This is a genomic window from Micromonospora reichwaldensis (assembly GCF_031845925.1).
GTDB lineage: Bacteria > Actinomycetota > Actinomycetes > Mycobacteriales > Micromonosporaceae > Micromonospora > Micromonospora reichwaldensis.
On the sequence record NZ_JAVRFL010000065.1, the window covers coordinates 1 to 11,162 of the forward strand.

Below are 11,162 nucleotides of genomic sequence, written 5' to 3' on the forward strand. Positions count from 1 at the left end.
GGGCCCCCCCCCCGCGGGGGGCGGCGGGGCGGGGATGGTCGGGGGGGGGGGGGTGCCCGGGAGCTGGGGGGGGGGCGCCCCCGCGGGCGACACCCCCCCCCGGACGGCTCAGAAGGTGTGTTCCTCGGCGGGGAAGTCGCCGCCGCGGACCTCGTCGGCGAAGCGCCGGGTCGCGTCGGTCAGGGCGCCCGCCAGGTCGGCGTAGCGCTTCACGAAGCGCGGTGCCCTGCCGGTACGCAGGCCGGCCATGTCCTGCCAGACCAGCACCTGGGCGTCGGTGTCCGCGCCGGCGCCGATGCCCACGGTCGGGATCGGCAGCTCCGCCGTGATCCGCTTGGCCACCTGCCCCGGCACCATCTCCAGCACCACGGCGAAGGCGCCCGCCTCGGCCACCGCCCGGGCGTCGGCGATCACGTCGTCGGCCGTGTCGCCGCGCCCCTGCACCCGGTAGCCGCCGATGGCGTGCTCGCTCTGCGGGGTGAAGCCGATGTGCGCCATCACGGGGATGCCGGCGCCGGTGATGGCGGCGATCTGCGCCGCGCAGCGCCGGCCGCCCTCCAGCTTCACCGCGTGGCAGCCGCCCTCCTTCATGAACCGGACGGCGGTGCGCAGCGCCTGCGTGGGCCCCTCCTCGTAGGAGCCGAACGGCAGGTCGCCGACGACCAGCGCGTGCCGGGTCGCCCGGACCACCGCGCGGACCAGCGGGAGCAGTTCCTCGGCGGTCACCGGCACCGTCGTCTCGTAGCCGAAGACGTTGTTGGCCGCCGAGTCGCCGACCAGCAGCACCGGGATGCCGGCCTGGTCGAAGATCGAGGCGGTGTACTGGTCGTACGAGGTGAGCATCGGCCACCGCTCGCCGCGCTCCTTGGCGGCGATCAGGTCGCGGGTGCGTACCCGCCGGGTGGCCGGGCCGCCGTAGAGGGCGGTCACCTCGGACGGGGTGGACTCCACCATGACTGTCTCCTTCCTCGAGGCCGCGTGCGCGGTCCCCGGGTTCCGCCGCGATCGTCGCACCCGACGACCGGCCGGCGGCAGAGCGCAGTGGAGGATGTCACTCCCGGGCCGCCGCCGGCCCGGGAGCGACCCGGCTCAGCCGTCCTCGCGCCACCGGTTCGTGATCGGCAGCCGCCGGTCCCGCCCGAAGGCCTTCATCGAGATCTTCGCGCCCGGCGCGGACTGGCGGCGCTTGTACTCGGCGGTATCCACCATCCGCAGCACCCGGTCGACGACGGCCGGGTCGTGGCCGGACGCGACCAGCCCGTCGCGGCCCAGGTCGCCGTCGACGTAGCCGATCAGGATCGGGTCCAGCACGTCGTAGTCGGGCAGCGTGTCGCTGTCGAGCTGGCCCGGGCTCAGCTCGGCGCTCGGCGGCTTGCCGATGGAGTTCTCCGGGATGGGCGGGGTCTCGCCCCGGCGGGCGGCGTCGGCGTTGCGCCACTTCGCCAGCCGCCAGACCAGCGTCTTCCAGACGTCCTTGACCGGGTTGAAGCCGCCGACCGAGTCGCCGTAGAGGGTGGAGTAGCCGACCGCCAGCTCGCTCTTGTTGCCGGTGGTCAGCACCAGGTGCCCCTCCTGGTTCGACAGCGCCATCAGGATCACCCCGCGTACCCGCGCCTGGAGGTTCTCCACGGAGACCCCGGAGAGCGACATGTTCGCCAGGAAGGTGTCCACCATCGGCTGGATCGGCTCGACCCGGTACTCCAGCCCGGTGCGCTTCGCCAGCTCGGCCGCGTCCTCCCGGCTGTGCTCGGAGGAGTGCTGGCTGGGCAGCGAGACGCCGACCACCCGGTCGGGCCCGAGCGCGTCGACGGCCAGCGCGGCCACCACCGCCGAGTCGATGCCGCCGGAGAGGCCCAGCACCACCGAGGGGAACCGGTTCTTGTTGACGTAGTCGCGCAGGCCCAGCACGAGCGCCTGCCACACCTCGGCCTCGTCGGCCACCGGGGCGATGATCCCGCCCGTGGCGGCGGGCCCGGCGGGCGCCTGCGGGACGTCCCCGGCCTCCGTCCGCACCACGCGCATCCCGTCCGCCAGCTCCTGCTCCGGGGCGGCCGGCTCGCCGGCGGCGGGCAGCTCCACGTCGTGCACCAGCAGGTGCTCGACGAACTGCGGGGCCCGGGCGAGCAGCGTGCCGTCGGCGGCCACGATCATCGAGTCGCCCTCGAAGACCAGCTCGTCCTGCCCGCCGACCATGTTGACGTACGCGATCGTCGCCCCGGCCTCGGCGGCCCGGCGGCGGACCAGCGGCAGCCGGACGTCGTCCTTGTTCAGCTCGTACGGCGAGCCGTTGACGCAGAGGACCAGGCCCACCCCGGCCTGGCGGGCGGCGGCGAACGGACCGCCGGCCTGCCACAGGTCCTCGCAGATGGTCAGCGCCACGTCCACCCCGCCGACGCGGACGACGCTCAGCGCGTCGCCGGAGACGAAGTAGCGGTCCTCGTCGAAGACCCCGTAGTTGGGCAGGTGGTGCTTGAAGTAGGTGGCGACGATCCGACCGTGGTGCAGCAGGGCCGCCGCGTTGCGGGCGCCGCGGCCGGGCTCGGCGTCGCCGCTGACCTGCGGGGGGCCGTCGGCGTCCAGGTAGCCGACCAGCACCGGCAGGTCGCCCGACCCGTCGGCGTCGAGATCGGCGGCGAGGCGTTCCAGCGCGGCCTTCGACGCGGCGACGAAGGACCGGCGGAAGACCAGGTCCTCGACCGGATAGCCGGTCAGCATCATCTCCGGGAACGCGACGACCTGGGCGCCGGCGTCGGCGGCCCGGCGGGTCCAGTCACGGACCAGGCCGGAGTTGCCGGCGAGGTCGCCGACGGTCGGGTTGACCTGGCACAGGGCGAGACGCAGGGTGGGCATGTCCTCATCTTGCCCCAGCCGTTCGGGCCCGACACGCGGGGCGGGGCGACGACGACAGCCGCGGGACACGGCGGGACGCCCGCCGGCCGGTCGCGTAACGTCGGCGTAACGAGGCGGGTGGAGACTGGTCGGTCAGGCCGGGTCGACCCCGGTCGCAGGTGCGCAACGGTGTCGCGAGGGGTGGAAGTGGACCGTCAGCAGGAGTTCGTCCTCCGTACGCTGGAAGAGCGGGACATCCGGTTCGTCCGGCTGTGGTTCACCGACGTGCTGGGCACGCTCAAGAGCGTGTCGGTGGCCCCCGCCGAGCTGGAGGCGGCCTTCGAGGAGGGCATCGGGTTCGACGGCTCGGCGATCGAGGGCTTCGCCCGGGTCTTCGAGTCCGACATGGTGGCCATGCCCGACCCGACGACCTTCCAGGTCTTCCCGTTCGAGGGTGGGGCCAGCGGCGAGAGCGCCCGGATGTTCTGCGACATCCTGCTGCCCGACGGCGGCCCGTCCTGGGCCGACCCGCGGCACGTGCTGCGCCGGGCGCTGTCCAAGGCCGCCGAGAAGGGGTTCACCTTCTACACCCACCCCGAGATCGAGTTCTTCCTGCTGGAGAACGGCCCGCTGGACGGCTCGGTGCCGATCCCGGTCGACACCGGCGGCTACTTCGAGCACACCACCCACGCGGTGGCCCGCGACTTCCGCCGGCAGGGCGTGCTGGCGCTGGAGCGGATCGGCATCTCCGTGGAGTTCAGCCACCACGAGGTGGCCCCCGGTCAGCAGGAGATCGACCTGCGCTACGCCGACGCGCTCACCACGGCCGACAACATCATGACCTTCCGGCACGTGGTCAAGGAGGTGGCGCTCTCCACCGGCGTGCAGGCCACCTTCATGCCGAAGCCGTTCACCGACCAGCCGGGCAGCGGCATGCACACCCACCTGTCGCTGTTCGAGGGGGAGCGCAACGCGTTCCACGACGCCAGCGACCCGATGAAGCTGTCCAAGGTGGCCCGGGCGTTCATCGCCGGGCTGCTGGTGCACGCCCGGGAGTACACGGCCGTCACCAACCAGTGGGTCAACTCCTACAAGCGGTTGTTCCCGCAGGCGTTGCCCGACCGGGTGACCGAGAGCCCCGCGTACGTCTGCTGGGGTCACCTGAACCGGTCCGCGCTGGTCCGGGTCCCCGCCTACGGCAAGCCGAACTCCGCCCGGGTGGAGGTCCGCTCGCCGGACTCGGCGGCCAACCCCTACCTGGCCTTCGCGGTGCTGCTCGGCGCCGGGATGAAGGGCATCGAGGAGGGCTACGAGCTGCCGCCGGGCGCCGAGGACGACGTGTGGTCGTTGACCAGCGCCGAGCGGCGGGCGATGGGCTACGAGCCGCTGCCGGAGAACCTGTCCGAGGCGATCGACGTGATGGCCGGCTCCGAACTGGTCGCCGAGGTGCTCGGCGAGCACGTCTTCGACTTCTTCCTGCGCAACAAGCGGGCCGAGTGGGAGCAGTACCGCCGCGAGGTCACCCCCTACGAGCGGCAGCGATACCTGTCGCTGTAGGCCCGCCTCCGGGGGCCGGAGCGGGGCTCCCGCTGCTGGCGCGGTGCCGCTATCGTCTCGGTCACCGCGCCGGCATTCCCGCCGGGCGCAGAGTTCGGGAGGCAGTCGGTGCTGGAAGACCTGCTCAGCGGAGCCTGGCAGAGCGTCGTGTTCGGGGTCGTCGGGGTGGCCCTGATGGTGGCCGGGTTCGGGTTGGTCGACATGCTCACCCCGGGCAGGCTGCGGGAGCTGATCTGGGTACGGCGCAACGGCAACGCCGCGCTGCTGCTCGCCGCCAACCAGCTCGGCATCGCCGGGATCGTGTTCACCGCGATCCTGACCAGCTACAGCGACTTCGCCAGGGGGCTCGCCTCGACTCTCGTCTTCGGCCTGGTCGGGCTGGTCATCATGGCGCTGGCGTTCTTCGTGCTGGACCTGCTCACCCCCGGCAAGCTCGGCGAGATCATCTGCTCGGACGAGCCGCACCCGGCGGCGCGGGTCAGCGCCGCCACGCACTTCGGCGCCGCGCTGATCGTCTGCGCCTGCATCGCCTGAGCTGTCCCGTCACACCCCCGTCGTAGGTTGCGGGGGTGAACCGGACGGACCGCCTCTACGCCCTGGTCGAGGAGCTGCGCGCCGTGTCGCCACGGCCGCGCAGCGCCCGCTGGCTCGCCGCCCGCTTCGAGGTGAGCACCCGCACCATCGAGCGCGACATCGGCGCCCTCCAGGAGTCGGGCGTGCCGATCTGGGCCGAGCCGGGCCGCACCGGCGGCTACGCGCTCGACCGGGCCCGCACCCTGCCGCCGGTCAACCTCACCCCCGTCGAGGCGGTCGCCATGGCGGTGGCGTTGCACCGGATGCGCGGCACGCCGTTCGCCGCCGCGGCCGGCACCGCCCTGCGCAAGCTGATCTCCGTGATGCCGGCCGCCGACGCCGCCGAGGCGCACCGGCTCGCCGCCCGGGTGCACCTGATCGGCGACGGCCCGGTGGCGCCCGTCCCGGCCGCCGTCGCCGACGCGGTGCGCGCGCGACGCGTGCTGCGCCTGCGCTACGCCGACCGCTCGGGTGCCGGCTCGCTGCGCGACGTGGAGCCGCTGGGCTACCTCGGCAATCCCCGACACTGGTACCTGCTGGGCTGGTGCCGGCTGCGGGCCGGCATCCGCGCCTTCCGCGTCGACCGGATCACCTCGGTCACGACCCTCGCCGAGCGGGTGCCGGAGCGCGAGCTCTCCGCCGACGACATCGACATCCCCCAGGAGCGGATCCGCCGGCTCAGCCTGGTCTGAGCCGGGACAGCGCGGCTCTCCCGAGCACGGCATGCTGTCTCTTCCGCATGTTCCCCGCAGGAGGTCACCACGTGCCCGACGCGCTCAGCTACGCCGACGCCGTTCGCCTGCTCGGCGGGGAGAAGAGCAGGGTCGTCGACTGGTTCGACAAGCTGACCGGAGGAGCCCTGCTGGCCGCCTCGGTGCCGGTGCCGGCGCTGCTGGGGATCTTCGACGCGAAGGCGGAGTTCGTCCGGCTCGGCCACGAGCTGGTACGCGGCATGTCCGAGAAGCGCTCCGGGCTGTCCCGGTACGACCGCACGCAGCGCCTGGAGGCGGCGCACGCCGTCATCGCGGTGACCGCCTTCTTCGAGGTGCTGAGCGAGATCGACCTGCCCTTCGACGTGGCGAGCGCCCGGATCAGCAAGGCCGAGCAGTTGTCGTTGGCCGGCTCAGGAGCGGTGCACGAGGCGGCCCTCACCGACGCGTTCTTCGCCACCGCGGCGCCGCTGCCTGGTCCGCAACTGCCCTACCCCGCGTTCCGCCATGCCCTGGTCGCCTACTACGGCGGGCTCGTCGGCCGGCTGCAACACCTCCTACGCGGCCTGGCCGTGTGGGAGGCCGTCGACGAATGGCGGCGACAGGCGACGGAGAAGGTGCTGCTCCGGCTGCCCATGACCGCCGCCGACCGGCACCGCGACCTGCTGACCCAGCTCGCGGTGGACTACGTCGAGGTGTCGTTCTGGATCGGCCTGCACGAGCACGAGGCGACCCGGACGCAGGTGCGTGCCCTCTCGGTGGGGCTGGACGAGATGCGGCAGGCCCTGGTCGCCCTCTCCGCGGGAGGCCCACCCGACGGCCGTCGGGCGGCGCTCGCCGTGGCGTACACCGCGGAGTTGGGACGGCCGATCATCTCGTCCGGGGAGGTGCCGACCGGGCTGACGGTGCCGACGCTCGGCGAGGCGTACGTGCCGCCGCTGTGCCGGATCGAGGAGTTGCCCGCCCACGCGCGACCGAGCGACGAGGCGTGGTGGGACGGGCGGCCGTTGCGTGACGACCTGTGGCAGTCCCTGGTCGTGCACCTCACCTCGCCGAACGCCACCCGGGCCCCGCTGCTGGTGCTCGGCCAGCCGGGCTCCGGCAAGTCCGTGCTGACCCGGGTCCTCGCCGCGCAGCTGCCGCCTGCCGACTTCATGGTGGTGCGGGTGGTGCTGCGCGACGTCCACGCCGCCGGGGAGCTCCAGGACCAGATCGAGCAGGCGGTCCGTAACGACACCGGAGAGAGGGTGGACTGGCCCGGCCTGTCCAGGTCGGCCGGCGACGCCCTGCCGGTCGTGCTGCTCGACGGCTTCGACGAGCTGCTCCAGGCCACCGGAGTCAGCCAGACCGACTACCTGCGCCGGGTGGCGGCCTTCCAACGGCGCGAGGCCGACCAGGGGCGTCCGGTGGCGGTGCTGGTGACCAGCCGTACCAGCGTCGCCGACCGGGCGCAGCCGCCGCCCGGCACGGTGGCGGTACGGCTGGAACCGTTCGACGGCGAGCGGGTACGAGCCTGGACTGCCACCTGGAACCGCGTCAACGACGGGGCGTTCCGCGCGCTCGGCGTGCAGCCGCTGGAGCCGGCGACGGTGCTGGCCCACCGTGAGCTGGCCGAACAGCCGCTGTTGCTGCTGATGCTGGCGCTCTACGACGCCGAGGGCAACGACCTGCGATCGGCCGGCGAGCTGCGCCGGGGCGAGCTCTACGAACGCCTGTTGCGCAGCTTCGCCCGCCGCGAGGTCATGAAGCACCGGCCGGGCCTGTCCGAGCGGGACCTGGACCGGGCGACGGAGGATGAGCTGCGCAGGTTGTCGATCGTGGCGTTCGGCATGTTCAACCGGGGCGTCCAGTGGGTCACCGAGAACGACTTCGAGTCGGATCTCGCCGCGCTGCCGTTCCTGGGCAGCCGTCCGGCGGCTGTCACGACCGACGGACACCTGCGTACCCCGCTGCGACCTGCCGAGATCGTCCTGGGCCGCTTCTTCTTCGTGCACCGCTCACAGGCGATGCGGGACCAGACCCGGGCCAGCACCTACGAGTTCCTGCACGCCACCTTCGGTGAGTTCCTGATCGCCCGGACGACCGCGCTGGTGCTGGACGACCTGGCGGCCCGGGAGGCGAGCGCCCTGCTGGGGGCCACGCCGACGGACGACGATCCGCTCCACGCCCTGCTGTCCTTCGCGACACTGACCGGACGCACCCCGATCGTCACCTTCCTCACCGAGATCCTGACGTCGTGGGGCGGAAGCCGGCGGGACGCCGTGGTCGACATGCTGCTGCGCCTGTTCCGGGCGGCGACCGGCCGGCGACCGGCGCGCCACTTCGAGTCGTATGAGCCTCGGCAGTTGTCGGTTCCGAAGCGCCACGCCGTGTACGGCGTGAACCTGCTCGTGCTGCTGCTCGCCGCGAGCGGGCAACTGCGGGGAAGTGAACTCCCCTTGGACAGCGGCGACGTCGTGTCCGGGTGGAACCGACTGGCTCTCTTCTGGCGTTCCCGGCTCAGCGACAGCGAGTACGCCGGCCTGTTGGGCGCGGTGCGGGTCGAGCGGGCGTGGTCGGGAACGCGACGGGATCTGCTCCTCTCCATCGAGGAAGGTCAGGACAAGTCGCCGCCGCCGGCGGGCGACCCCAGGTGGTTCATCAGCGGCTCCAGGGACGACAGCCCCGTGGAGGACGCGGCGAGTTACTACCTGACGACCGGGACAGACTTCGCCCTGTTCGCTCGGACCGCGCACTTCGAGTGCGATCCGAATCTCGACACGGCGCTGCACGCGCTGGGACCGCTGGGGCATCCGCTCGACGCGCTCGACGGCTTCTGGACCTTCAGGGACGGCGACCGGTCGGAAGCCCGGCTCCTGCTCGACGTGTCGCTTCTCCCGATCCTCGGCGCGGGGGCTCGGGAGCGGGAGCGGGCCTACCAACGCCTGCTGGCCATCGTGGAGGAGCCGGACGAGACACCGCAACTGCCGGTGGCGGAGTTCGTGCTGGATCGGATCTCGACCGATCACGGGTTGTCCGCCGCGTTCGTCGCCGATGTGCTGTGTCTTCTCCAACAGGACGTGACGCTCGTCGGCTCCCTGCTGGCGTCGGCCGCCCGCTGCGTTCTTGCCTTCCTCGGCCGCGACCGGGAGACCGACGTCAGGCTGGCTGAGCAGGCCGACCGCCTGATCGCCGGCGCACAGTGGTACGCCGCCGCTGGCGGCAGTCCGCTCGACTGGCTCGACACCGACACCGCGGAGTTGGTCGTCCGCACGTACGAGGCGGGCGTGCGGCGGTACCCGGTATCGGTGGCCGAAGCGGCGAGTTTCCGCGCCCGCCACGGATCGCGCCGCCCCGACCTGGTCGACCGGTTGATTCCGCTCACCGACCCGTCCGAGTAGTGGTCTGGTCGCAAACACCGACAGGACGGTGTCGCGGACGGGGCGGAGGCTGACTCCTGACGGCGCCGGCCGAACGGCCGGCGCGCGAACGGGAGGCGACACATGTCCACGATCACCAGCGGGGTCAACTGGTTCGAGGTCGGCACGGACCGGCCGGAGGAGACCGGGCGCTTCTACACCGACCTGTTCGGCTGGGCGTTCGGCGAGCAGGGGACGCCGGAGGCGTCGTACCGGGTGACGGAGGCGGGGCCAGCGGGTTCCATCCAGGGCGCGATCCGGGACACCGGCGGGGCGAGCCCGAACTACGCCATCTTCTACGTCCAGGTGGCCGACGTGACCGACGCCGCCCGGCGGGCGGAGGCGGCGGGCGGCAAGGTGCTGGTGCCGCCGAGGTCCAACGACAACGGGCTCACCTTCGCCCACCTGGCCGACCCGGTCGGCAACCACTTCGGCGTCTACGCCCCGCCACCGGGGGCCTGAGCAAGACCGGCCGGTCGCCGCCCGCCCCGGCCGGGTCGCCGGGGCGGACGGCGTACGTCACTTGCCGGCCGGACCGCCGTGGCCGCCCCGACCGCCCGGGCCGGGCAGGACGCCGGCCTCGGCGGCGGCGGTGACGGCGTCAGCCTGTTCCTGGGTGAGCTTGCCGTCCTCGACGGCCTGCGCCAGGCGCTCCTTCAACGCGGCCTGCCGGCCGGCGGGGTCGCCCTTGCCGCCCTTCTCGGGTCGGTCGCCCTTCTCGGGCCGGTCGGCGGGCTTGTGCTCCTCGCGCAGCTTCTCCAGCGCGACCGTCACCTTGTCGGCGTCGACGCCCAGCTCAACGGCCAGCTTCTCGGCGAACTCCGCCTGCCGGTCGGCCCGCTGCTGCTGGCGGTCGCCGTCCTCGGCGGCACTGGTGCTGGCGCCCGGCGCCGGGGTGTCGCCGTCCGCGGCGAACGCGACCGTCGGGGCGGCGAGGCCCACGCCGAGTACGCCGGCCGCGGCCAGCCCGGCCAGCAGGTGCTTCTTCCTCGTGGTGCGGGACATGTCGTCCTCCAGCTCGTCGATGGGTGGTGCGATGACCGCACCGACAGTGACCGGCAGGGCTGAGGGGATGCCGTGGCGACCCTGTCAGCGAGCTGGCAATCCGGGCCGGTCGACCGGACAAACGGGTTGCATCGGCGCGCGGGGGCGGCGAGGGTGTGCGGTCGGCAGGGCCCCGCCGGGGCGGAGCAGGTGACGGAAGGTGACCCTCGTGACGATGTCCGCGAAGATCAGGGAAGTCCCGCTGGGCGGGGCGGGCGGCGGCCCGTACGGCATCACGGTCGGCCCCGACGGCGCGCTCTGGCTGACGCTGGCCCATGCCGGCGGCATCGCCCGGATGGGTGCGGGCGGTGAGCTGCGCACCTGGCCGGTGTCGCCCGACAGCCGACCCTTGATCATCACGCCGGGCCCCGACGGCGCCCTCTGGTTCACCCGCTCCGGCGACGACCGGATCGGCCGGATCACCACCGACGGCGAGCTGAGCGCCGTCGCGCTTCCGGCCGGGACCGGCCCCTGCGGCATCGCCGCCGGTCCCGACGGCGCCCTCTGGTACGCGGCCATGAGCGCCGACGCGATCGGCCGGGTCACCGTCGACGGGGAGCAGACGCGGTTCCCGCTGCCGGTGAGCGGCGGCTTCGCCTCGATGGTCGCCGCCGGGCCGGACGAGGCCGTCTGGTTCACGCTCAACCAGGCGAACGCGGTGGGCCGGATCGGCATGGACGGCGACGTGACCCTGCACGCGTTGCCGACCGAGGGGGCCGCGCCGGTCGGCATCACCGCCGGCGTCGACGGGGCGCTCTGGTTCGTCGAGATCGGCGCCGGTCAGCTCGGTCGGATCACCCCGGACGGGCGGATCACCGAGTACCCGCTGCCGGACCGGTCCGCCCGGCCGCACGCGATCGTCGCCGACCCGGCGGGCGGCTGCTGGTACACCGAGTGGGGCGGCAACCGCATCGGCCACGTCACCCCGGGCGGCGCGATCGACACCTACGACCTTCCCACCCCGGCCTCCGAACCCCACGGCCTCACGGTCGCCCCGGACGCCACGGTCTGGGCCGCCCTGGAAACGGGCGCCCTGGCCCACCTGACCCCC

At 73.2% G+C, this 11,162-nt stretch carries 9 protein-coding genes; 6 read left to right on the forward strand and 3 right to left on the reverse strand.

The annotated features are described in order from the left end of the window. Positions 1-108: 108 nt before the first annotated feature. Together panB and RM555_RS30570 are read right to left on the reverse strand one after the other, a co-directional pair. Entirely contained in the window at positions 109-954 is an 846-nt protein-coding gene (panB, locus tag RM555_RS30565; protein WP_311414958.1) for a 3-methyl-2-oxobutanoate hydroxymethyltransferase, read from the reverse strand. A 135-nt stretch (positions 955-1,089) separates the two neighbouring features. Next, positions 1,090-2,850 (reverse strand): NAD+ synthase, encoded by a 1,761-nt coding sequence (locus tag RM555_RS30570; protein WP_311414959.1) that lies wholly within the window; start codon positions 2,848-2,850, stop codon positions 1,090-1,092. A gap of 186 nt (positions 2,851-3,036) precedes the next feature. On the opposite strand from RM555_RS30570, the gene glnA reads away from it, so the two are divergent. From glnA to RM555_RS30595, 5 genes are all read left to right on the forward strand, one after another. Beyond that, complete coding sequence (gene glnA, locus RM555_RS30575) at positions 3,037-4,386, forward strand: type I glutamate--ammonia ligase (RefSeq protein WP_311414960.1); 1,350 nt, start codon at positions 3,037-3,039, stop codon at positions 4,384-4,386. Between the two features lie 108 nt (positions 4,387-4,494). Beyond that, positions 4,495-4,920 (forward strand): DUF350 domain-containing protein, encoded by a 426-nt coding sequence (locus RM555_RS30580; RefSeq protein WP_311414961.1) that lies wholly within the window; start codon positions 4,495-4,497, stop codon positions 4,918-4,920. Positions 4,921-4,955: 35 nt separating this feature from the next. After that, complete coding sequence (locus tag RM555_RS30585) at positions 4,956-5,651, forward strand: helix-turn-helix transcriptional regulator (protein ID WP_311414962.1); 696 nt, start codon at positions 4,956-4,958, stop codon at positions 5,649-5,651. A 71-nt stretch (positions 5,652-5,722) separates the two neighbouring features. Beyond that, positions 5,723-9,049 carry an NACHT domain-containing protein gene (locus RM555_RS30590; protein ID WP_311414963.1) on the forward strand — a complete coding sequence of 1,109 codons (3,327 nt, stop codon included), beginning with the start codon at positions 5,723-5,725 and terminating at the stop codon, positions 9,047-9,049. A gap of 102 nt (positions 9,050-9,151) precedes the next feature. Continuing rightward, positions 9,152-9,529 carry a VOC family protein gene (locus RM555_RS30595; RefSeq protein WP_311414964.1) on the forward strand — a complete coding sequence of 126 codons (378 nt, stop codon included), beginning with the start codon at positions 9,152-9,154 and terminating at the stop codon, positions 9,527-9,529. Positions 9,530-9,586: 57 nt separating this feature from the next. Here RM555_RS30595 and RM555_RS30600 read toward each other — a convergent pair whose 3' ends face one another. Then, a complete protein-coding gene (locus RM555_RS30600; protein ID WP_311414965.1) occupies positions 9,587-10,072 on the reverse strand; it encodes a hypothetical protein in 486 nt (161 codons plus the stop codon). Between the two features lie 214 nt (positions 10,073-10,286). Between RM555_RS30600 and RM555_RS30605 the strand changes: the two genes are divergently transcribed. Next, positions 10,287-11,162 (forward strand): Vgb family protein (locus RM555_RS30605; RefSeq protein ID WP_311414966.1); only part of this gene is annotated, 876 nt, incomplete at its 3' end.

Bases quoted from the DNA above. Each gene is read 5' to 3' on its own strand.
- panB (WP_311414958.1), bottom strand. From the start codon at position 954: ATGGTGGAGTCCACCCCGTCCGAGGTGACCGCCCTCTACGGCGGCCCG.
- RM555_RS30570 (WP_311414959.1), bottom strand. From the start codon at position 2,850: ATGCCCACCCTGCGTCTCGCCCTGTGCCAGGTCAACCCGACCGTCGGC.
- RM555_RS30595 (WP_311414964.1), top strand. From the start codon at position 9,152: ATGTCCACGATCACCAGCGGGGTCAACTGGTTCGAGGTCGGCACGGAC.
- RM555_RS30600 (WP_311414965.1), bottom strand. From the start codon at position 10,072: ATGTCCCGCACCACGAGGAAGAAGCACCTGCTGGCCGGGCTGGCCGCG.